This is a genomic window from Terribacillus saccharophilus (genome assembly GCF_046592895.1).
In the GTDB taxonomy this organism is placed as follows: domain Bacteria; phylum Bacillota; class Bacilli; order Bacillales; family Amphibacillaceae; genus Terribacillus; species Terribacillus saccharophilus_D.
The window spans coordinates 108341-131522 of record NZ_JAWVPU010000003.1; the positions used below are offsets into that span (position 1 = coordinate 108341).

At 40.2% G+C, this 23182-nt stretch carries 22 protein-coding genes; 6 read left to right on the forward strand and 16 right to left on the reverse strand.

Annotated elements, in window-relative coordinates; translation table 11 throughout:
- The first annotated feature begins 132 nt into the window (after positions 1-132).
- The 3 genes from SFC66_RS11450 to SFC66_RS11460 all read left to right on the forward strand — a co-directional run bounded on the left by SFC66_RS11450 (position 133) and on the right by SFC66_RS11460 (position 4321).
- On the forward strand, positions 133-2100 hold the full coding sequence (locus SFC66_RS11450; protein ID WP_411218861.1) for a methyl-accepting chemotaxis protein: 1968 nt from the start codon (positions 133-135) through the stop codon (positions 2098-2100).
- A gap of 114 nt (positions 2101-2214) precedes the next feature.
- Positions 2215-3102 (forward strand): WD40/YVTN/BNR-like repeat-containing protein, encoded by an 888-nt coding sequence (locus tag SFC66_RS11455; protein WP_411218862.1) that lies wholly within the window; start codon positions 2215-2217, stop codon positions 3100-3102.
- Between the two features lie 328 nt (positions 3103-3430).
- Complete coding sequence (locus tag SFC66_RS11460) at positions 3431-4321, forward strand: glycine betaine ABC transporter substrate-binding protein (RefSeq protein WP_411218863.1); 891 nt, start codon at positions 3431-3433, stop codon at positions 4319-4321.
- Positions 4322-4370: 49 nt separating this feature from the next.
- Here SFC66_RS11460 and rlmD read toward each other — a convergent pair whose 3' ends face one another.
- The 4 genes from rlmD to SFC66_RS11480 form a co-directional block, all read right to left on the reverse strand.
- Positions 4371-5774: a 23S rRNA (uracil(1939)-C(5))-methyltransferase RlmD gene (gene rlmD, locus SFC66_RS11465; RefSeq protein ID WP_411218864.1), complete on the reverse strand. Its 1404-nt coding sequence runs from the start codon at positions 5772-5774 to the stop codon at positions 4371-4373.
- 558 nt (positions 5775-6332) lie between these two features.
- Positions 6333-6827 (reverse strand): DUF3278 domain-containing protein, encoded by a 495-nt coding sequence (locus SFC66_RS11470; protein ID WP_411218865.1) that lies wholly within the window; start codon positions 6825-6827, stop codon positions 6333-6335.
- Entirely contained in the window at positions 6808-7017 is a 210-nt protein-coding gene (locus SFC66_RS11475) for a helix-turn-helix transcriptional regulator (RefSeq protein ID WP_411218866.1), read from the reverse strand. The genes SFC66_RS11470 and SFC66_RS11475 overlap by 20 nt, the downstream gene beginning before the upstream one ends.
- Before the next feature lie 140 nt (positions 7018-7157).
- Positions 7158-10841, reverse strand: coding sequence for a 5'-nucleotidase C-terminal domain-containing protein (locus SFC66_RS11480; protein ID WP_411218867.1), 3684 nt, complete (start codon positions 10839-10841; stop codon positions 7158-7160).
- Between the two features lie 172 nt (positions 10842-11013).
- On the opposite strand from SFC66_RS11480, the gene SFC66_RS11485 reads away from it, so the two are divergent.
- The gene (locus SFC66_RS11485) at positions 11014-11229 is read left to right on the forward strand and encodes a hypothetical protein (protein WP_411218868.1); all 216 of its coding nucleotides are present in this window, start codon (positions 11014-11016) and stop codon (positions 11227-11229) included.
- Between the two features lie 197 nt (positions 11230-11426).
- Complete coding sequence (locus SFC66_RS11490) at positions 11427-12770, forward strand: MATE family efflux transporter (protein WP_411218869.1); 1344 nt, start codon at positions 11427-11429, stop codon at positions 12768-12770.
- Positions 12771-12839: 69 nt separating this feature from the next.
- Here the strand turns inward: SFC66_RS11490 and SFC66_RS11495 are convergent, their stop codons facing one another.
- From SFC66_RS11495 to SFC66_RS11545, 11 genes are all read right to left on the reverse strand, one after another.
- The gene (locus SFC66_RS11495; protein WP_411218870.1) at positions 12840-13067 is read right to left on the reverse strand and encodes a YczI family protein; all 228 of its coding nucleotides are present in this window, start codon (positions 13065-13067) and stop codon (positions 12840-12842) included.
- Positions 13068-13088: 21 nt separating this feature from the next.
- Complete coding sequence (locus SFC66_RS11500; RefSeq protein ID WP_411218871.1) at positions 13089-13742, reverse strand: hypothetical protein; 654 nt, start codon at positions 13740-13742, stop codon at positions 13089-13091.
- 113 nt (positions 13743-13855) lie between these two features.
- Complete coding sequence (locus SFC66_RS11505; protein ID WP_411218872.1) at positions 13856-14197, reverse strand: SdpI family protein; 342 nt, start codon at positions 14195-14197, stop codon at positions 13856-13858.
- Between the two features lie 666 nt (positions 14198-14863).
- Positions 14864-15556, reverse strand: coding sequence for an ArsR/SmtB family transcription factor (locus SFC66_RS11510; protein ID WP_411218873.1), 693 nt, complete (start codon positions 15554-15556; stop codon positions 14864-14866).
- Positions 15557-15832: 276 nt separating this feature from the next.
- Complete coding sequence (locus tag SFC66_RS11515) at positions 15833-16816, reverse strand: tRNA dihydrouridine synthase (RefSeq protein WP_411218874.1); 984 nt, start codon at positions 16814-16816, stop codon at positions 15833-15835.
- A gap of 178 nt (positions 16817-16994) precedes the next feature.
- Positions 16995-17321, reverse strand: coding sequence for a hypothetical protein (locus tag SFC66_RS11520; RefSeq protein ID WP_411218875.1), 327 nt, complete (start codon positions 17319-17321; stop codon positions 16995-16997).
- Between the two features lie 25 nt (positions 17322-17346).
- The gene (locus SFC66_RS11525) at positions 17347-18123 is read right to left on the reverse strand and encodes a lysozyme inhibitor LprI family protein (RefSeq protein ID WP_411219110.1); all 777 of its coding nucleotides are present in this window, start codon (positions 18121-18123) and stop codon (positions 17347-17349) included.
- 201 nt (positions 18124-18324) lie between these two features.
- Positions 18325-19008 (reverse strand): N-acetylmannosamine-6-phosphate 2-epimerase, encoded by a 684-nt coding sequence (locus SFC66_RS11530; RefSeq protein WP_411218876.1) that lies wholly within the window; start codon positions 19006-19008, stop codon positions 18325-18327.
- A gap of 120 nt (positions 19009-19128) precedes the next feature.
- The gene (locus SFC66_RS11535; protein WP_411218877.1) at positions 19129-19518 is read right to left on the reverse strand and encodes a DUF6792 domain-containing protein; all 390 of its coding nucleotides are present in this window, start codon (positions 19516-19518) and stop codon (positions 19129-19131) included.
- A 5-nt stretch (positions 19519-19523) separates the two neighbouring features.
- The gene (locus SFC66_RS11540; protein ID WP_411218878.1) at positions 19524-20132 is read right to left on the reverse strand and encodes a hypothetical protein; all 609 of its coding nucleotides are present in this window, start codon (positions 20130-20132) and stop codon (positions 19524-19526) included.
- Positions 20133-20771: 639 nt separating this feature from the next.
- Positions 20772-21299: a TetR/AcrR family transcriptional regulator gene (locus tag SFC66_RS11545; RefSeq protein WP_411218879.1), complete on the reverse strand. Its 528-nt coding sequence runs from the start codon at positions 21297-21299 to the stop codon at positions 20772-20774.
- A 145-nt stretch (positions 21300-21444) separates the two neighbouring features.
- Between SFC66_RS11545 and SFC66_RS11550 the strand changes: the two genes are divergently transcribed.
- The gene (locus tag SFC66_RS11550) at positions 21445-22377 is read left to right on the forward strand and encodes a ketopantoate reductase family protein (RefSeq protein ID WP_411218880.1); all 933 of its coding nucleotides are present in this window, start codon (positions 21445-21447) and stop codon (positions 22375-22377) included.
- Between the two features lie 462 nt (positions 22378-22839).
- On the opposite strand, the gene SFC66_RS11555 is transcribed toward SFC66_RS11550, so the two are convergent.
- Positions 22840-23160: a carboxymuconolactone decarboxylase family protein gene (locus SFC66_RS11555; RefSeq protein ID WP_411218881.1), complete on the reverse strand. Its 321-nt coding sequence runs from the start codon at positions 23158-23160 to the stop codon at positions 22840-22842.
- Positions 23161-23182 lie beyond the last annotated feature (22 nt).

A 23182-nucleotide genomic window follows, 5' to 3' on the forward strand; every position in this document is an offset into this window, starting at 1 on the left:
CAAACTTTATTAACTTAAAGATGCTTTTCTACTTTCTTTAATTTAAAAAGTAAACATTCTTAATTCCTTACCGAAATTAGATAAGGGATTAACAGTTCATATAAAGAATTATAGAGAGAAGGACTTGAAGGAATGAATAGATTTGCATTCAGCATCAAAAATAAACTTATAATTGCTTTTATAGCAATACTCATCATCCCAAGTGTACTTGTTGGGGTCATATCTTATGTGAGCGCAAAAAATGAGCTTTCAGATCAGCTCATCGGCAGCGCCAGCGGAAATGTCGATATTCTGAATGGAATCATCGATGATACTATTCGACCACGAATGCATGATACAGAATTTTTTGCCAAGAGCATAAATCAGTCTATGTATGACGGGACGAAAAGCCCGGAAGTGAAAAGCAAATTAGATCAGTATATCGAATTACGCCCAGATCTTGAAAGTGTCTATGTCGGGACTACCGATGGTCTTATGATTCAATCACCAAATAAAAAGAAAGATAAAAACTATGATCCTCGCGAAAGACCTTGGTACAAAGAAGCAATGGAAAATAAAGGTAGCGTCATCATAACCGAACCTTACGAATCCAGCTCTACCAAAAACACAGTTGTTACCATTGCCAAGACTACAGAAGACGGTTCTGGTGTAATGGCCATGAACGTCGATTTGAACCAGCTCCAAGACACAGTCGGTGAAATCAATATAGGAAAAAGTGGTTTTGCCGTAATATTGGATGAAAACCAAAATGTCATCACTCACCCTAATGAAGATTCCGGAACTAAAGCAGAAGGTTCTTATTATGATAAGCAGTATGATAGCGAGTCTGGCGGATTCCAATATGAAAAAGATGGCGAAGCAAGGGAATTAGTCTTCACGACGAATGAAACGACTGGCTGGAAAGTTTCCGGTATCATGTCCCGTTCCGAAATTGCGGATGCTACTGCCCCAATTCTCATTACAAGTATCATCGTCATCGTCGTATCTTTACTTGTCGGAGCATTTGTTATTTTCTCTGTTATCCGATCTATCATCAAACCTTTGAATGTATTAAAGAATACTGCTGAAAAAGTCAGTGATGGTGATCTTACAGAAAAAGTCGACGTAAAATCAAATGATGAGCTAGGCCTTGTAGCCAGCGCATTCAACAAGATGATTGATAATCTGGGCAATTTGATCAGAAAAGTGGAAGATGAATCCGGTCATGTGGCTGCATCTTCAGAAGAGTTATTGGCAAGTGCTGAACAAACTACTTCCGTGACAGAACAAGTAGCTGCAGGCGTGCAGGAAATCACCAATGGCGCCGAGGTTCAAAAGAAAAACGTGGAAGATACTGCCCTTGCTTTAAACGAAATTGCAACAGGTATCAATAAAGTAGCTGAAAGTGTGCAATCCGTGACAGATCTGACGGCTCAAGCTGCCGACCAAGCCAAGGATGGCGGGGAATCGGTCAGTAAGACTGTCCAGCAAATGAACACTATTTACGAATCCGTGACCGAATCGAATAAAACGATTCATTCTCTACAAGACCGTTCCAATGAGATCGGCAGCATCGTAAGTGTGATAGTTGGAATTGCCAATCAGACGAATCTCCTTGCATTGAATGCGGCTATTGAAGCTGCAAGTGCCGGTGAACACGGGAAAGGCTTTGCAGTTGTCGCTAGCGAAGTAAGGAAACTAGCTGAACAATCCCAAACATCCGCTACACAGATCGAAAAATTGATCCACTCCATCCAGGAAGATACACAGGTATCCGTACGAGTGATGGAAGCTGCGACGCAGAGTGTCGAAAACGGTATTGCCGCATCCAATGAAACAACAGAGAAATTCGATAAAATCATGCAAAGCGTGTATGAGATTTCACCTAAGATGGAAGATGTAGCAGCCATTTCAGAACAAATCGCTGCCAGCATCCAAGAAGTTGCGGCACGTGCAAATGAACTTTCCACCATTGCAAGAGAAAGTGCATCCGCGTCCGAAACAATGGCTAATTCCACCGAAGAACAATTAGCTTCCATGGAAGAAATCGCAGCTGCCGCTAATTCCCTGTCATCCATGGCAGAAGAATTGCAATCTTCTTTGCGGATATTTAAGCTATAAAATCCGAGCCCTTTTTTAAGGGCTTTTTTTTGGTGCATAAAACCTTATTAGTCTGCAAGGTTGCACTCCTTTTTCCATATACCATAAAATAGAATAATAGAAAGGAAGTAGAAAATGCGATATGTGTTGGGTATTTGTCTCTGTTTACTTCTATTAGCCGGCTGCCAGGAAGAAGAAGCTCCAGCAATCATAGAGCCGCCTCCGCAAACGCAAACTGGTCCAGCTATTTCGTATACAATCGACCAGGCAGGCCTGCAAGTAACGGCAAATAGCGGAAAGGATTGGACGAAGGTTCCAGTTGAGGTTGGCGAGCTTTTTGGAGGAGAATACCAAGGTTCTAAAACAGAACTGATAGATCAAAGTTATATATTGACCGAGGACAGATTTGCTTTTATTACCGGCGGGTTTGAGCAAACTTCCGTAATATCATCAACAGATGAAGGTAAGACATGGGAGACAGCGGTATTGCCGGATGCAATCGATGGTGTCCGCTTGCGGATCATCGGCTTCACCAGTGAACAAGATGGCTTTGTCATTTTGTCAGGCGGCAGGACGACGTCAACCGAAGGCAACCAAGTGTTTCAAACGTCGGATGGTGGAAAAACCTGGACTCTGAAAGGTGATGGACCTAGCGGACGAATTGTCCAGACCGGAACATTCGCCTCCAAGGACATAGGCTTCATGAGCTTCGGCGCAACAGGTCCAACTGAATATTATCGTACAACCGACGGCGGCTTAAACTGGGATGAATTTGAGGTTGTCTTACCAGGCATATACAGCGATGTCTTTACGGTCATGGATTCTGCAGCTTACGATGGTGACCAGATTGTCATGACAATGGGACAAGGCGCAAATGGGGATTATTACGGCGGAAACGTCAAAGCTACGCTTGTTTCGGACGATAATGGAGCTACATTTGAGATGACCGGATTGATCGATCCTGATGATGTGATGTCGGATGCAGAAGAAGAAAATTGGCGGGAAAATGATTCTTATTATTAATTGCGAAAAAGGCTTATCTCTATTTTTTAGGTATAAGCCTTCTCTGCTTTTATAGAATAATTCCATAAAAGATAACGCAGCAGATTTAGGTATTGAAAAGCGTCAAAATCAACTACCTGTCTCCTTTTTTATTTCCCACCATTAACCAATTTGAATGCAATTTCAAGTAAATCAGACCATTAAGGTGTATTTCTACGGATCAGTTAGATAATTTTATTTTAACTCTGTTTAACAGCACCACAAACAGGTTTATACAGTTTAAACTGAATTTACTGTACATTCTGTATACGGTAGAATGAGGCTTGTATTTAAAGAAGGGGGAATTTTTTTGATAAAAAAGCAGTTGATTGGAATTGTAACGGTCTTATCTTTAATACTTGTATTAACAGGATGCGGCAGCTCCCAAAGTAATGGAGAACCTGAAAATCTAGGGGAAGAATTGAATTATACAATTACTGGTATTGAACCAGGTGCAGGTGCAATGGGACTTGCTGAAGATACAATAGAAGGTTATGAGAACCTGAATGACTGGGACCTTCTTGAAAGCTCCACTGCTGGAATGTTAACAGAGTTAGGTGAAGCAATTGATAATGAAGAACCAATTGTGATAGTTGGCTGGAACCCGCACTGGATGTTCGCTTCTTATGATCTGAAATACTTAGATGACCCCAACGGCACATTCGGTGAGGATGAAAACATACATACAATAGCAAGAAAAGGGTTAGAAGAAGATATGCCTGCTGCTTATGAAGTACTTGATCGTTTTAGCTGGGAAACAGAAGATATCGAAGCCGTGATGGCTGATGCACAGGAAATGGAGTTTCAAGAGGCCGCAAGTAAATGGATTGATGCAAATCAAGATAAAGTAAAGGAATGGACAGATGGTGTAGAAAAGGTACAGGGACAAGAGTTGGAATTGGTTTCTACTCCATGGGATTCGGAAAGAGCATCTGGAGAAGTTGCGAAACAAGTATTAGAACAACAAGGATTTGAGGTAACCCTTACCCCTGTCGATCCAGCTGTAATGTTCCAGTCCATTGCTCAAGGGGAAGGTGATGCATCGGTAGCTCCTTGGTTACCGATAACACACGGCTCATTCTTTGAGCAGTATAAAGATGATATTACTGATTTAGGTCCAAACTTGTCAGGTGCAAAATCTGGTTTGGTTGTACCATCCTACATGGACATAGATTCAATTGAAGACTTACCAGCAAAATAGTGAAAAGGACCAGATTACCGTGATATTGTAATCTGGTCCTTTTTAGCATTTAATTCAGAGTCAGCACTGCAACACACTCTACGTGCATTGTATGTGGGAACAAGTCGACCGGCTGCACTTGATCAAGTGTATAACCGAATTGCTCCAGTTCCTTGACATCAACAGCAAATGATTCTGGGTTACAGGATACATAAACAATCCGCTTCGGCTGGGATCGGCCGATTTTACGCATTACTTTACCACCAGCGCCAGAGCGAGGCGGGTCAAGCAGTAGCAAGTCAGGTGTGCCAAGCTGGTCGAGCACTCGGTCAATACCATAGCGGGCGTTTTCCGCTAGAAAATAAGTGTTGGAAATACCATTGTCCGAAGCGTTGCGTTTTGCTGATTCAATGGAACTTTCTACAATCTCGATGCCGGCGAGCTTTTCCACTCTGCTGGCGAACGGAAGGGAAAAGGTTCCGACCCCGCAAAATAGCTCCAGCATTTTTTCATCTTTCTTAGGCTGTGCCATTTCAAGAGCAAGGTCGATCAGTTTCTGTGCTTGGACCGGGTTGGTCTGGAAGAAAGTATCGTACCAAAGACGGTAACGGTAGCCGCTGATTTCATCATAAATGAAATCACGTCCTGATAACAGATGTGTATCCTCTGACTGTGCACGGTCAGCCCAGTCCGTATTGACTAGCCATAACAAGCTTTTCACTTTGGGATACTTTTCTTCGATGCGCTGGACAAGATCCCCAACTTCCTTAGCCAGGTCTCCATCAGGAGTCTCAGTGGCAAACAACCCCAACATGATTTCGCCAGTGATGAATGATTGTCTCACCATCAAATGACGAAGCAGACCCTCGTGTTTTTCTTTATTGTAACCACTCAATGCATGGTCCTTGGCCCATGCTGCCACTTCCATGACGGCATCCTTCATCTCGCTGCCTGCGATCAAACATGTTTCAAGCGGGATGATATTGCGGAAATTCCCTTGTTCATGTAATCCCATCGAGCCATCCGCCGCAAATGTGAATTCCATCTTATTGCGATAATGCCAAGGGTTCCCTTCCATACCAATGGTGTCTTTCACAAGTTCCGGGTCAAAGCCCTGACTGATGAGTGACTCTTTTACATGAGTCGTTTTTTGTCTCAGCTGTCCTTCATACTGCCAATGCTGCCATGCACATCCGCCACAAAGGTCAAAATGGGGACAAGGAGCAGCAACACGTTCCGGATGCGCCTCCACGACTTCTTCCAAAGTAGCTTTCGATCTTTTCGCATGCGGCCAAGCAACCATCGCCCGCACCTTTTCACCTGGTAATGTTTTCGGTACTGTCAGCTTTACTTTACGCGGCTTATCCTGCCCCGTCTCAATCCGGACAGAAGCTATACCAGAACCTTTATTATCTAAATGATTGATTTCAGTTTCCATGACTCTTGGTTCCAAAATTTCACGTGTACTCTTCATTACTTTTCCTCCTTTCTTACGGAATCGATTAATCTATCATATATAATGAAAGCCAAATTATTAAATTGATTCCTCTCCTTTTTTATCATGTTTTCGGGCAGGATACCAGATAAAAATTATATTTGTTGTTTTTATTTCATTATCACGGTCACAAGGAGGGATATTTTCAAGGATTCTACGCTGTACGATACCTACTACTTCCTGTTTAATATAGAAGAAACTCTATTATTAGCGTACCTTTGCAAGGAAGCTAGGAACAAATATGCAAAGACCCGGCATTCGATAAGATGCATACCGAATGCCAGGTCAGATTACGGATTTTTTTAATATATGTTACAAACAACAAAGCACTTAATTTCTTCCGCCGCGTGTATTCGATCTAGCTTTGCCTCTTCTTTGTTCATCTGGCTTCTTACCTTCGCCATTTTTCTTCTCACGAGGTGCATAAGAGTCTTTGACCATGGAATATCCCTCCAAAGTAGAATTTGTACAAAGTTAGGATTACCCTAATCAGATGCGTTATTCCGACTATTGATGCGACATTCGAGCATAAAACAATCAGAAGTGTTTCTTCAGTTTCATTTTGGAAAAAGCATACATCGTCATACCAAAGAATACTCCGCCGCAAACCCAAACAATGGACTCCCAGCCGATGCTTACTTCTTCCTTTGAAAGAAACGGGAGTATGTAATCATTGGTAATGAACATAGCCGTTCCCCAGATAATACCTATGAATGCAGTGGATTTCTTTATTTGGCATTTTTTCTGTTCGTATTCTTCTTGCGTCATGCAATCTGTTTCATCAAGGTGTTTCTTTCTGATTCTGGTCGTGATTATTGCTGCATAAACCATATTGATTATAAAAAGACAGACAGTGACTAATGATACATCGCTTTGAATAGTATCATTGATCAAACTTACTAACATCACCAGCATAGTCAGGCACCATAATAAAATACCGGAGAAAGCTAATTCCTTATGTATTTCTTGTTTTTGATACTCATCTCTATTGTCCATTACACCAATAAAATGATTAAGTATTTTGTCTTTCATCCTCTACCTCCCAAAATAAAGCATTCAAATCTGTATGAAGTTCTCTTGCCAGAGATTTACACAGAGACAATGAAGGGTTATATTTATCGTTTTCAATTAGATTAATCGTTTGCCGAGCCACACCAACTTTTCTAGCAAGCTCAATCTGGGTCAAGCCTATCCGCTTTCTGTATAGATTGACTTTATTCAAGTCATACACCCTCTCCAGTGCAGTAAAGGTACATTATATGTGACAATTACCAAGTATGTCAATTATATATTACATTATCTATCCTCTCCAATATATGTATAAGAGCCATGAAGACACAGCTTCATGGCTCTTATACATCCTTATCTTTTTACTCTCTTTTGATGAACAATCAAAACAGTTCCGCCCAGCAAAATAGTCAAGCAGCCCATTAAGATCCAATTATAAATTGGTGTAGCAGTATCAGGCAATTTCTTGCCCTCTTCTGTTTCATTATCAAGCTGTGTTCCATCACTTATTGGCACTGTTATTTGGTTGCCAGCATTTGATGGTTTCGGTTCAACCACTAAATTTTTATCCGGCTGTTGTGTGTCAGGATCTTTGGTACCTGGATCGTCTGTTCCTGGTTCTATTCCTGGATCATCTGTTCCTGGCTCGCTTCCCGAATCATCTATTCCTGGATCATCAGTTCCTGGCTCTGTTCCTGGATCATCAGTTCCTGGTTCTTCTGTCCCTGGATTCTCTGTTCCCGGATTTTCTGTTCCTGGTTCTTCTGTTCCTGGTTCCTCTGTCCCTGGATTCTCTGTTCCCGGCTCTTCTGTTCCTGGATTTTCAGTTCCCGGTTCTTCTGTTCCTGGTTCCTCTGTCCCTGGATTCTCTGTTCCCGGCTCTTCTGTTCCTGGATTCTCTGTTCCCGGTTCTTCTGTTCCTGGTTCCTCTGTCCCTGGATTCTCTGTTCCTGGATCTGTCCCTGGCTCTTCTGTTCCTGGATCCTCGGTTACCGGTTCTTCAGATGCTACAATGTCGCTCACGCCACGTGGTTTTAACTGAATGGTACCGTTGAACTGACTGGATACACCAGTAATCGTTACATTACAGTCATTTTCAAATGCAAAATCACTGAAGACTAGCCCTGTACGATTATCCACTCGTACAAGTACTGATTCTCCGTTTTCACTCGTAGCTGTGAATTCGAATGTTCCATAATCATTGACTTGCTGCAGATTCGAAATGGTGACATTTTCAAGCTGTACAAGCTGCGCTTCATTTTGCGCAGAAATCGTTGCAGGAGTTACCTGAATTGGTGCCGGCACCTCGGCATCGCCAATTTTTTCCTGGCTAGTAGGAGAAGCTATTTGCATTTCCCCGCCATATTGCCCCTTCACGCCTGTTATGCGGACCAGATCACCGGGTGCAAAATCCTTTGCGTTTTGGAATACATAAATTCCAGCAGTCTCGTCTTGTACATAAAATCCTTTGCTGCCCCAGCCGCCTGTATTGGTAGTGACTACTCCTTCAATAGTGACTTCTTCACCGTCTTGGATTTGACGAGCATCCGAGATAGCAATCGTCTCCTTAGGCTCTCCTGGCTCTGTAGGATTTTCAGGACTTTCTTCTTCTACAAACTCGTATGTTGATGGTGTCTTCAAGCCTGGTACGGAGAAGTAAGTTTCCAAGTCCCCAGTTATTTGAACTAATTCACCTAAGTTATCAGGGTTATCGACTAAATTCAATTCACTTCTGATGGATCCTGTCGGCAATTGAACAGGAATAATTTTTTCCATATTTCGTTCATTCGGTGAATCAGCTAACATCAGGTTTGTTGCAGTAAAGTCGCCATCAAACTTACCTGTCATCGTACCGACAATGTAGCCTTGTACTGTTTTTGTTCCTTCATTTGCTGCAATCGCTTCTGCAACTGTCACGTAATTTCTTTCTTCCGGCAATGTTTCAGAAGAATTATCGGTAATGCTGATACGAGTTCCTTCTCTATAATCAATGGCGTTTTCTTGACTGCTGACGTACTTGACTACCGTTTCCCAAACCTTCCCGTAGTCACCGTCAACTGTCTGATCGGCTAGATTATAATAACTGCCGCCATGCATATAATCGTTATATGCTACCGTATATTCTTTGGATTCATCCAACGGACTGCCATCTGGCAGTGTAAAGATAACATCCGTGAATTTATTATTCTCTTTGATCAATTCATAGTGTAGTCCGGATACTTGTACATCAATGCTATTGTGATAATTAGATTGTGTCAGGATAACTTCTTTCAATTTATCCAAAGTCGTTTTCACAACTGCTACTTCATTCCCAAAACTATCAAGGAACTCAATTTGTTTGTCTGTAATGGTACCTGCTGGAATATTGCCCGCTACAGATGAACCGTTTAGAATGGCAAAATCAGCATCCGTTGCCGAACGAATGGAATCAGTATACAAATTACCTAATCCCGAATCACCTGCTCCATTATTTGCAGACGATAGACCATTTTCCGTACGCCCGATTTCAGTTCCATCAATCGGAGCCTCATTGGATACTTGCGTTGTGATGCGCTCGTTTCTGGAGTAGTTGATATTCTCCCCTTCAGCAGTCAGATGTTTTGCATAAGCGATCATCGCATCGGTCATTGTTCCCGATAATGCTTCAAGTACTTTTCCATCAAAGTTATAGCCACTTCCACCTGTACCGATATAGTCGCCCACTGCAACAATATAAGTTTTGTCATCTTCTATCGGCGCACCATCAACTTCTAGTTCTGCATCGATATATCTGCCAGTGTTGTTTGTGATGATTTTGTAATGTAATCCAGATGTTTGCAGATCAACGGAGCTGCGACGTTCATAGGAATATTTGATAACTTCTTTCAGTGCTGCACCAGTCATCTCATATTTCATGATTTGGTTTGCAAAAGGTTCGATTGTATAAATGTCATTGACGGTTACTTTTCCTGCTGGTATATTGGCTCGAATTCCGCCATTATTCGTCAACGCCACATCCGATTCCGTTTTGAAACGCATGGCATCTGTCCAGAAGTTTCCCAGTGCTGTATCAAGGCTTCCACTTCTGCTTAGCCCAGTATCTGTATGGCCAATCTCCTCGGTTAATAATTCTTCCATTTCTGCGTTATATTGATCGACCTTGCTTTGTATTGCAGCATCAACTTCTGTCAATGCGCTGACTGGCTGCAAGAAGCCATCTACTTTTTCCACCGCTTGTGTTTGCGGATTATAAGTAATCGTCAAATTACCCACATTTGTACCATTTGAACCTGTTTGTACAATCGGCGTGCCATTGACAACTTTCGGTTCGTTTAATGTCGTATGAGAATGCGCACCGATGATGACATCAAATGAATCCACTTCTGCTGCCAATTTCTGGTCTTCTGAATAACCAAGATGTGAAAGTGCAATGAATACATCTGTCTCATCTTCTAAATAACCGTATTTTTTAGCTGTCTCGATTGGATCCTCAAACGTTATTCCTGTCGTGTTATCAGGAGAAGTGGATGGAGGCGTCTCGGTCAGCGAGAGCACGCCCACTTTCAGACCATCAACGTCGAAAATCTTATAAGGCTCTGGCTGAGGAAAGTCTGCTGCTGCATTTTCACCAACGATTGTATTTGCGCTCAACCACGGGAATTTAGCTTCCTTCATTCTATTGATCGTTTCTTCTTGTCCGTAATCAAAGTCATGATTACCCATGGTCATGGCTTGTACGCCCATGTCATTCAACAAATCGACAATAGGTTTACCGTATTGAAGATCTACAACCGGATTACCGCTGAATATATCACCAGCATCCAAGTACAAGGAACGATCCGCTTGCTCTCTTTCAGCATCTATATAAGCGGCAATCTTGCCAAAATCATCTATATTGGCGTGAAAATCATTCGTATGTAAAACTTTCAATTCAATAGATTCATCTCCGCTAGCGCCTAGGACGACAGAAGGAGAAAACACCCCAAACAAAGAATAAAATAACATGATCAAAACGGCAAAAACAGCAAACATCCTTGGTGCGTACTGCACACTCCTCATACCTTTTGCTCTCCCTTTATCTTCTATTTTCTTTGAACACATACTATGTAACTATATACTAATGCCCAAAAAATTCTGTAAATTAAATGTTAAATAGTGTAAATGTTTCGTTCCTACTTGAATAATTGCGTATAATAAATTGATATAATATTCACTTGACAGGAGATTCAACATGCTAGTATCCATAAATGGCAGCAAGATCACCTTATTCCAAGGCGCCACCCTAAAGCATGCATTATTAAAAACTGACCAAAATCTCTACGAAGCCGTCATGAATAAGCAAGCTGTTATCAAAGACCAAGAAGGCAATCTAACCAATATCAATGGTGCAGCGGCAGATGGATGGGCTTATACCATTGAGACGACAGAAGCATACAAGCAGTTATGAAATGATTTACTTCACCTGTTAAAAAGACCCGCACAAATCTGGCTGTCTTCTTAGATTGTGCGGGTTCTTGATTTATGTGATAACCTATTTTAGTGTTTTATTTCTGGAGTTGTTGTTTACGTTGTTCGCATGTTTTTACAGCAAAGTGATCGTTAGACGCAACACTGGCATCATACCAATAAGGAGTGTCAACCAACTTGGTGCAACAGGATTTTACGAAAGGTCGGATCGTGAAGCAGCTTATCACTTTTGCCGGTCCTATCATGCTTACGAACTTACTACAAGTATCCTATCAATTCATCGACAGTTTGTGGGTCGGAAATCTACTTGGCGCAAATGCATTAGGTGCGGTAACTGTTTCCTCGACCATATTGCTGACAGTGCTTGCATTCATCATTGGAATCAATAATACTACACTGACAGTTTTGTCCCAACAGCGAGGACGAGGTGACACACAAGGCCTGAAAGATTATCTTAATGCCTTTGTTGTGGTACTTGGTTTATTATCCATATTTGTAGGAATATTTGGTTTGCTGTTTTCCCGGCAAATTGTCGTCATGCTCCATACTCCAGCTGACATGGTCGAACAAGCAAAAGTATATCTGCAAATCAACTTTGTCGGCATTTTATTCCTGATGGGATACAATTTCATCGGTACTGTTTTAAGAGCGCTTGGAGATAGTAAGACACCGCTGAAGTTTGTACTCATTGCGGTCATCTTGAACACAATACTGGTTCCGGTATTCATCTCAGGTTTCGGCTGGGGAATCCAAGGCGCAGCATATGCCACTGTACTGTCGCAAGCAATCTCTTTTCTTTTAGGCTTGGGCTATATGCTTCGCAACAAACTTGCTCCATTGTCGGTTCCTTATCTGCCAACGAAAGAACAAGTATTACTTATCTTAAAACTGGGTATTCCCTCTGGATTGCAAATGATGGTCATCTACGCTGGTGTAACAGCAATCATGAGTGTGGTCAATTCATTTGGCGGAGCGGTCGTTGCTGGATTCGGGGCTTCCCAGCGAATTGATAGTCTGATCACGCTGCCTGCCATGGCATTAGGTACAGCCGTCAACAGCATGGCTGGCCAGAATATCGGTATCGGCCGCTGGGATAGAGTAAAGGAGATAGCGAAGTACGGCGCATTGTACAATTTAGCCATCATGCTCATCATTGCAGTGCTCGTCTTTTTACTGGCAGAGCCGCTGACCAGCTTGTTCATTGGAGAAAAAGGTGCTGTTTCGTTCGGTACCGATTATTTGAAAATCATCGCCTTCTTCTATCCATTCATCGGACTGAATTTCATTTTGAACGGGATCGTCCGCAGCTCAGGTGCGATGTATCAGGTACTCGTTTTAAACGTCCTTTCCTTCTGGCTGCTGCGTTACCCGCTGACATCTATCTGTTCCCATTTCCTCGGAGAACACGGGATTCCACTAGGAATGGGGATTAGTTTCATCTTAAGCAGTATCTTTTCTTTTTCTTATTATAAGTGGGGAAAATGGGATAAAAAGCAGCTTTTCATAGAGGAGAAGCGTTGAATAAACATAGGACCAGACCAAGCTTTTTTCTGCTTGATTTGGTCCTGTTTTTTTTGTGTCATGAAACAGTTAAAAACTAGTGTAGACAGCTACAAAAAGCACGAATAAGGCAATACCAAACAGTGTGATGGCCATTGGCTTACGCTCTCTCTTTATTTCAGAAAACCCCATTATAATTAACATCAATCCCATCAAATATTGTAAATAAATAAGGGCATTAGATTTGCTTGTTAAAATACTATAAACCGAAAGAAATACTACAATTACCGCCAAACCTATATGCATTGCTTTTAACAATACTGCACCCCTCCAAAAGACTTAGAGTTCCCGATTCATTTCACCAGATTTAATGATGACATCTACCTCCCATGCCTGCCCCCATTCGATATGATTTGCCGTGTTCGAAACATCGATTTCTTTATTTATTTTCACTATTTTCCTTTCATGCGGCATCAATTCGACTTCATATGGCTCACCATTGTTCATAAGTGATACCATTGGCGTTTCACCTTCAGGAATATCTTCATATAATTCGACGGTGAACTGTACCTTGTCATTGCTGTAATTCTCAAAAGGCAGTTCACATTCTCCGTCCATGGTTGATTCACCTACCATCTCTAATACACACGAACTCCATTCTTGCTCGTAATTCACGGCATGAACACCCGTAGCAATTGTATGTTGGTAGGCACTTACAAGCATGGTGGGTACGAAAACAATCACTACAATAGCTAACACGACTACCCGCTTATGATACCTTTTCAAAGATCTTGTCAGGAAAAATAAACTTATAATAAATAGAAGAATGGCTGCTATATTCACAAAATGCAACCCATTGTAGGTTGCCGGAATATCCAACTGCATTGCAATTGTTTCGCCTAAAGGATATCGATTTGGAAAAGGAAAAGTCATTACTGCAGATAGAGTGAAAAGAACCAGTCCAACCACTAACAATTTCATATTTTCAATCAAATAAACTCCCCTTTCCGCTCTTTAATAACAATTATCTAAAACGTATACGAAAGTCATACTTTTGCGTTTCAAATATATGTTAATCAGTTAGTAATTTATCAAATTAACCCTTGTCAATCTGTCTGTTGTTTCATCTCTTCTTCTTTCCGCTTCAATTCCCATTCCGTTAAACCAAAAACTAAAAATAAACACACAATCACCCACAGCAATTCAGCAAACACATAAAACTCATTATCATAGCGGAGAAACAATAATACCAGCCCGCCAATGATACTATTCATCACCCCTGCCAACACAAGCAGCTTCCCAGCATATGACTGTCCTAAATTCCATAACACATCACTTTTCATGGAACGTTTCGTTCGATAGCCTGCTATTCTGCTGATATTTCCTGTTTCTGTTCTGAGGATAAGACTAGCCATCAAGTGACCGATACCGCATATGAGAATCAGCATATTAAATCACCTACTGTCTTTCACAAATTTAGTGACAAATCAACATTAAGGCGGATTATATTAATTGTACGAGAAGGTTTAACTGCATTGCGAGGTGGTATATTTTGTAAAAACGAGATGATTTGATTGCACCTTACTTTTTTTACAGGAGGCTTCAAAATGGGTACCGAATCAATTTAAGTTGATGGTATATTTGTGCTTTACATGTGATTATAAGAACATTATGATGGAGCTAAACCAATAAATGGAATGGGTGTTTTGATGACTGCTACCGGCTGGCTCATTTTAGGCGTATGGATAATCGGTCTTTTAATATGGCTCATAACAAGAAGATTGTCTTATATGTTTCTTTATTTCGCATTGTTTTCCTTGGTTTCGTTCATATACAGACTAAGCACTGGATACACATTTAGTGATGCTTTTTTCAGCGCGTTCGGTTTGGTGGACATTGTGGTTCTTGTTGTAGGTGCAGGATTGCTGATAGAGAAAATAAAGGAAAGGAAATCTGAGCAATCATGAACAGATCATCCGATAAGTCAGACTTCCTTCTCCTATCCACGTTTTACATGTAATTTTTTGATGTAAAAATTTCCCTTTGTCTACTGTTCCAATCTTCCTATGTATGCATCTACTGGCGCATGCATTCCACCTTTATTCAAGAAGCATTCAATCTACAGTTTCCAGTCCAAAAAAGTCGTTAAACCCTATTTTCCCCGCGGCAGTTATCCTGACTTCACGAGATGCTGCGCCGCTCTCGATCCATCCTAGTTCCGTATACCTCTGCAGCAGCCCATTTCCCAGAGCCCCTCCAACATGGTGACTGCGTTCACTCCAGTCAAGGCATGTGTGTGAAAAGGAACGCCGCTTTTTCGCCATGCTCTTTATGTCTACTCCTAATTCCTTAAAAAAGACTTCTCCCTTGGAGGTCACGATGAATTCCCTTTCATTTCTTGCTATATAATCTTCCCGCTGCATGATATCAGTCAATTGGACGCTGACACGCCCTGCTAAATGATCATAGCAAGTTCGCGCATTTTCTAACCTTTTCAATTGACTTGATTGCCTTAACGATCGAACTTCAGGTGGGGGAGATATGGACATGAATATTTCAAGGGTATGTGCCACTTCATCATTTGCTAAGCGAAAGTAACGAAATCTCCCCTGCTTTTCCGTGATGACAATACCATTTTCAAGCAATTTTCCAAGATGAAAACTCGCTGTCTGAGGTTTGATAGCTGCCATATAAGCCAGTTCACTGGCCGTATGGAATTTTCCATCCATCAGCGCTGCCAGTATGGTTGCTCTCGAATTTTCCGTGAGGAGAGAAGTCAGTGCCGCTATGTTAGGACTTACACTCATTCATTATCACTCCCGTAATCCATACTTCGATGAGTATCTTCTTATTTCCATTTTATACTATTCCAGATAATTCTCAATGGGAGGGTTAAAGCTAAGCTACCGGAAAATCAAACAATGAATTCGGAGTGATTGAGGCTTGAAAAGCTATATAATCAAGGGATTGATAATTTATAAGTAAGTAATATTCAAAAGAACCTTCGTTTTCAATATAACGAAAAGAACTGGATTTCGGAGATAAATACCGAAATCCAGTTCATATTAAACTTCGTATAAACCTTACTGCTCTTCCGCTCCAACAAGATACTTACTCTCAAATTCATCGAGTAAGGCACGCACTTCATCTGTCGACTTCGTGTTCATGCATTGATTCCTCAACTCACTTGCCCCTCGGAATCCGCGGAGATAAATTTTGAAAAAGCGTGGAAGTGGTTTGTAGGCACGCGCTTCTTTTTTAGAATATTGATCATGCAGGTCTAGGTGCAGTCTTAAAAGATCCAGCAATTCCTTGCTGGAATGCTCTTTTGGCTCCTTTTCGAAGGCAAAAGGATTGGTGAAAATACCCCGTCCAATCATAATTCCGTCAACGCCGTATTGTTCAGCAAGCTTCAAGCCAGTTTCGCGGTCTGGAATATCGCCATTGATTGTCAACAACGTATCCGGAGCTATCTCGTCACGAAGCTTCTTGATCTCCGGAATCAATTCCCAATGTGCATCCACTTTACTCATTTCCGCTCTTGTACGCAAATGAATGGAAAGATTGGCAATATCCTGCTGCAATACATGCGTCAGCCAGTCACGCCATTCCTCTATATCCGTGTATCCTAGTCTTGTTTTCACACTTACTGGAAGCCCGCCTGCTTTGGCAGCTTGCACCAATTCAGCAGCAACTTCCGGACGGCTGATAAGGCCGCTTCCTTTTCCGTTACCTGCAACGTTTGGAACAGGACAGCCCATATTGATATCTACACCTTTGAATCCCATTTCCGCCATGCCGATACTCATCTGGCGGAAGTTTTCAGGCTTGTCTCCCCAAATATGCGCCACCATTGGCTGCTCGTCTTCCGTGAACGTCAATCGGCCTCGCACACTATCGATCCCATCTGGGTGACAATAGCTCTCTGAGTTAGTGAACTCCGTAAAGAATACATCTGGTCTGCCAGCTTTGCTTACTACATGACGGAACACAACATCCGTCACATCCTCCATCGGCGCCAGCACAAAAAATGGTCGTGGTAAATCACGCCAGAAATTATCTATCATATAAAAAATCCTCTCATTATAAATACAAGGAAAACTATAATCTTAAAAAAATCTTCTTTTACACTTATAGCATGATGCAGCACACTTTATCAAATCACAGTATATTTCGAAAATAAATATGTTCACTAAAAAAACGCACAGTGTAACGAGAATTATTTCCGCTACACTGTGCATTCAATTATGTTCCGAAAGTACGGAACATATTAGTAAAATGTAAAACAAAAAGCAAAATATAAATAATCATGAACCCTAACCAAATTGAGAATGCACCAATTGCGCTATGTATAACTATCATACTTATTCTGATCCACAAACGCTTAATATGAAATGCATAAATCACACCGAGAATTGGAAGCGTGATAAGAACTAAGGCAATCATAACCATAACGATAGGATGAAGCTCATCGATATACACTTCGATTAAATTCCATGCGCCAGATGCGGTAATCCCAACCAAAATTGCAATATAAAATGACCAGTTTTTCTTAGAAAGGTACTTCAACAAATCCTCCTCTCCTTTGTATTAGATACTATTTCATATAGTTCTCCAGTAGTTCAAAGCACCGCTCCTCCGTAAGGTTTACCAATACAGTCGTGTACTCCAATTGTTCCTCCGTACCGCCTTCATATTTTAACGACGCTTCTTTTGCGCTACTATCACGATAATTTATCCATTCACGCTGATCTTGTCTGACTTGCTCCATATCTTCCTGACTTAGCTGGTTCTCCAGCACTTGGTATATTTCATTTAATAATCCATCCCAAGTATCAAAATTATTTCCTTCCACATTTTTCATCGCATATGTGGATGAATCTGCTGGATTATTTCTTAATTCTTCTGTTTCTGTGCTGGCTGCATGTAATTTTTCAAGATATACTGCTTTTCGGCTAGCAGCCTCTTCTGTTGGTGTAGCTTCCTCATTCTGAACTGTAGTTGAATTTGTTGCTTTCTCGCTTATATCTTCCCTGCTGACAGTTTCCGTTTCACTATCGGCATTTTCCTTCTCTTCATTCTTGTTTTCTGATTCATTCTTGCTAGCACCTTCATTCTCTTTCTTGTCTACATCCGTTTTCTCGTCACTACCTGTATCCTTCCCATCCTTATCTTTCTCCTCTGGGACAGCACTTGAATCATTTTTTGCAGAATCTGTTTCAGCCGGATCTTCGTTAGTGTTTTCTGTCGTATTTTGGTCAGGCACATTTTTATCTAGAGCAGCATTCGATTCGTTTGGCGCATTTCCACAACCAGCTAATACCAAGAATCCAGCCGTACACATCCCTAATAGAAATTTCTTTTTACTATTCATCACGATCCATTCTCCTTTTTTTATATATTTCCCTTCACAAACCGTAATCTAAGTTATGTAATCGGTTAATCCTTGTACATCTTACCATATATACCCAATTATTGTGAATGTATATATCTACAAGAATTACAACGAAAAAAAACAGAGCAGAATCCCAATGGACCTACTCTGTTGAAAATATGCTCAACTTACAACCTTCAGCTAATATGATTTTATTTCCTCGATGAATCTATTCGTGATCTGCTGCGGCCTAGTAATGGCACCACCAACAACCACCGAATGAGCACCAACTTGTAAACAGCGTTTAGCTAGCTCTGGCGTCAGTATGTTTCCTTCCGCAATGACAGGTAAACGGACATGTTCGATTACCTTCCTTAGAAAAGCAAAATCATCATCATAAAGCTTTTTGTCGTTCGTCTCCTCCGTGTACCCATATAGTGTCGTTGAAACACAATCAAAACCAAGCTGTTCAGCTTGTATCGCATCTTCCAAAGTAGCAATATCGGCCATCAATTGTATGGTTGGTGCAGTTTCTCGAACATACTGTACTAACTCACTTAACGCGATATTATCAGGCCTATTCCTTCTTGTAGCATCCATTGCAATCATCTCACACCCGCTAGCCAGCAATTCGTCAACCTCCTGATAGGAAGGTGTTATGTATACCGGGGAATCTGCATAATCACGCTTTACTATTCCGACGACTGGTAAATCTACTTCTTTCTTTATTTCAACGATGTCTTCTTTGGAATTCGCGCGTATACCTTTTGCTCCACCTTGCTTCGCAGCCAAGGCCATCTTGGACATGATAAATGAACTATGCAGCGGCTCATCGGGTAAAGCCTGACAAGATACAATCAAGTTATTTTTGACTTCACTTAGCATGTTGATTTCCCCCCCTGGTTATTGGATGCTGGTAGAAAAGCAGACTGGATTAACATTGCATCCAGCCCATCATAAAAAATTATGCATTTATACTTTTCTCTGAATCCTCCTCGATTTCTTTCACAGCTTTTGCAGGTACACCTGCCACAACCGTATTTTCCCCCTTACTAAGGCAAACATTTGAGATAGATTTTCTTCTTCCTTGAATAATTTTTCCACCGCTTCTCTGTAGCTTTCAATTAATGTATAACCGCTCTCAACATTAACTTTTAAATCGTGAATCTGTTCATCTAAGTCAGCATTTTGCAATGGTTCAATGACTTCTACCACAGATACGTGGTTTGAATCAGATGAATGATATATTTCTACATTACCTTCAAATAATTCTCCAGCTTCTTCTAGGTAAATGGATTTGAATTTGGTCTCTAAATCGTTAGAAACTAAATTATCGTACTCCGAGTTAACAAGTCTTAGCCATATGTTTGAGGAAGTGATTTTGTCTAAAGACATCTGCCTCACTCCCCTTCGTTCTGAGTAAGCTTAATAGATTGAAATACTCCAAGTATCCTTTCCTTCTCGGACTCAACAAGCTTACTACATTTATCTGTGTCTACATCTTCACCACAAGTAATATCAGCGAATATTTGTATATTCTCATCATTGTCATTCCAAATCAACGTAGCAAAGCCGGGGAAAGGACCAGAAGAATAATTAGCTACTTCTATTTTTTGATTCTCGTACTCAGATGAGACATTCTCGAAATTCAATTCATCCCTCATCTTCTTAGACATTCCCTGTTTGCTCGTTTCTTCATCTCCCATAAATCCGTAATATTTCAACTGGATATTTGTAATTACATCAAGGCTCTGATCAGTATGTGAAATAGTAATAAATTCACTATCATCCTTTGATGACTTACTATAACTTCTTTCATCTATAGTCATATCTTCAGGGAAATCCATCGTGAATTTCTCAGACTTTGCTTCGAAAGGATAAAACCCCTCTCGAACCGGTTCAGTTGATTGAAGATAGTCACGAGTAAATTCATCCTGAAATGCCGGTACATCCGGCAAGTATTTTTGATCCATCTCGGATGGAGAAGCAGTCCTTTTTTCGTTTGACATACTACATCCTCCTAACACAATAGCCGTTAAGATAATTAGCAGTAATTTAGTTTTCACAGAGTGATACCTCCGCTTTTTTGATGCTTGTTACGATAAATTGTACAAAACCAACAACTACAATCACAGGGATATAGTGGCTATTTGTAAAAACCATACTTTTGTATTGGGCATTATTACCAATACACTATGGGAACATATAATTAGATTTCAAATTTTTTTACTGATAAACACGATAAACAAACAATTTCTGGTGGTAAGCTAATACAGCTGCTCAAGGAACTGCTGAAATCGCTCAAGTAATCCAAAACAAATTTACTAAACTAGAAATCCTTGCACTACAGTATGCCGAAAAATAAAGGAATTCTATCACAAGGTACTAGAAAAAGTTGAAATAAAAGACCAAGATGTAGATGACTACTTAGAAACAATGATCTATAGCAAGGAATTCAAATCAACCCCTCATTACAATGTTGTATCTATGGATGCAATTCAAGGTAGTGATTATCCTAGCATTGTTAAGAAGACTTTGGATGCTATGGATAGGAAAAGGATATTATCACTAAAAAATATTTATTTTAATTAGAATAGTATACGGCTCGATAGTACTCCTCAGTTTTATTCATATCCAAGATTATGACCTTACCGAATAATTGAAAAGACTATCCCTTCTAATTCAGCAGCAATATCTGATGGAGATGCTTTCAATTCATCTTCTAATAACCACCATTCAATAACACCTAAGATAGTCGATGTGATAGCTTTTTTCTTCAGAATACTAACAACGTGAAGATCAACCAAATCCGAGGTTTCAATAAAAGTAGATATAGATGATTTTAGTTCGTTCTGGAATAATTGATATCCTTCATTCCTCAATAAGGGTTCAATAAATTTGTAATTATCCTTTAAGTAATCAAAAGCTAAAGTAAGTGCGTGGCTAATCTCTTCTTTATTATGAAGACAGTATTGGTTCATCTGATTTATATAGTCCTTTAATGTTTCTTCCAACAATGCATATTTATCCTGATAATGAAGGTAAAAAGTGCCTCTGTTAATATCGGCTGATTTTGTAAGTTGATTTACTGTGATTTTATCGAATGTTTTCTCATGAAGTAACTTAAGAAAAGTATTTATTATCAGCTTTTGCGTTTTTCTTTTTCTTCTTTCCATCTCCACACCTCAACACTTTTTATATTATGTTCATTAAACAACATACCTTCGCTTTTGATGATTTGTTCCATTTATTACTCATGATACTATTAGATCAACACCTGTTCAGTAAATAATGAAATGTTTGATCACTGGAGGGAATTCTATGAATATCTTAATTATTGGGCGTGGAGTGATTTCTACTCAATATGCGTGGACTTTCAAAGAAAACGGAAACAATATCGACTTCTATATCAGACCGGAATCTAAAGATAAGTATACCCCCATGCTCAGCTTGCAGCTCGAAGATAGGAGGAGAAAACGTCAGCTTGAAAAAGTAAATGTATCTTGGGAAACTAACTTACGCTATGAAATACCAGAAAACCATGACTATGACTTGATACTTGTGAGCATTAATATTGAACAAATCGGTTCTATTGTAGCAGCATTAAATAACAAGGTTAATAAAGCCACTGTATTGTTCTTTAATAATTTTTGGGAAGATCCCGCGAAGCAGACAGAACATTTACCACAATCCCAGCTTATATACGGTTTTCCTGGTGCTGGCGGCGGAACGGCCGGTACAAATGTAATTAATGGTGGATTTTCTTCTTCTATCATGATAGGTGATATAGGGACAGCTTCGAAGGAACGTGTTCAACAAGTGTACACGCTATTTGAGCAAGCTAATTTCACCGTCAAAAGACAAGCAGACTTTAAAAAGTTCTTAATGAATCACTTCCTCTTAAATGTAGCTATTGAAATAGAGGTTCTAAAAGAAGGTAGTTTCATAAGATTGATGGATTCCATCCATGGCTTGGGTAATATCTCCATTAATCTTCGACAACTGAAACCAATAATGAGGAATCGAGGAATGAAATTTGATGCCACGAATACTTTACTTTCAATGCTATCACCAAAGATGTTAGGCATCATAATGTCCAAGTTAATATTTAAAAATGGCAGTACAGCACGAGTTTTAATGGAAGGAAACAATACGATAACTGGGCGCAGTGCAAAATTAATTCTTGATGAAGCAAGAAGAAAAAACATACATATAAATACACTGGAAAATATCAGTAACCTCTTGCCGTCATAAAATAGTCTGGCAAGTTTGCACATTAATTTAACCAAGGGATACACTCTCTAAGTTATGTTCTAGCTCTCTTAATATTTTTGAACTGTACGTTACGCCGCTTTCCCCAAAGTCCAATGAAAAAGACAACTATATACGCCCATCTATATCTCCAAACGCAAAAATAAGTTTTAAAGTTACAGACAAAATAAATTGCCATTTTTACAAAATTGGCCGTTCTTCGCTCTTTTAAATATAGTTCTCCGATAAAAGAAGGAAGAGAGTGATGGGGATAGCTTGGAGTGGCAAGGGCTGCGCATGAAATAGAACTGGAAATCGGAATTTGTTTATTCTTCCGATTTCCAGTTCTTTTAAAATATGCTATAAAGAATAGATTTAAACTTTAACACGTCCATTCACACACATTAATATAACTCCTGAAGGATTATAATTAACTTCACTAAAGAAAAGAAATATAGCATCCCCTTAATCTCGAAAGATCATTTTAGCAGTCTCTAACGCTGATGCTGCTTTTGGCCAGCCGACATAAAAACTAAGATGTGTAATTACTTCTATAAGTTCTTCTTCTGTAACACCATTTTCTTTTGCCAAATGTAAATGGTACTTAAGCTGGTCTAAATTGCCTCCGCTTACCAGGGCTGAGACTGTCACCATACTTCGATCTCTGAGACAAAGTTCTTCTCTCCGCCACAAATCACCAAATAGTACTTGCTCTGAATAATCAACAAATGTTGATGCAAAATCCCCAAGGGACAATCTCACGGCTGGTTTTATTGGTTTGTGCATATCCTTTCTCCTTTCCTCCTAC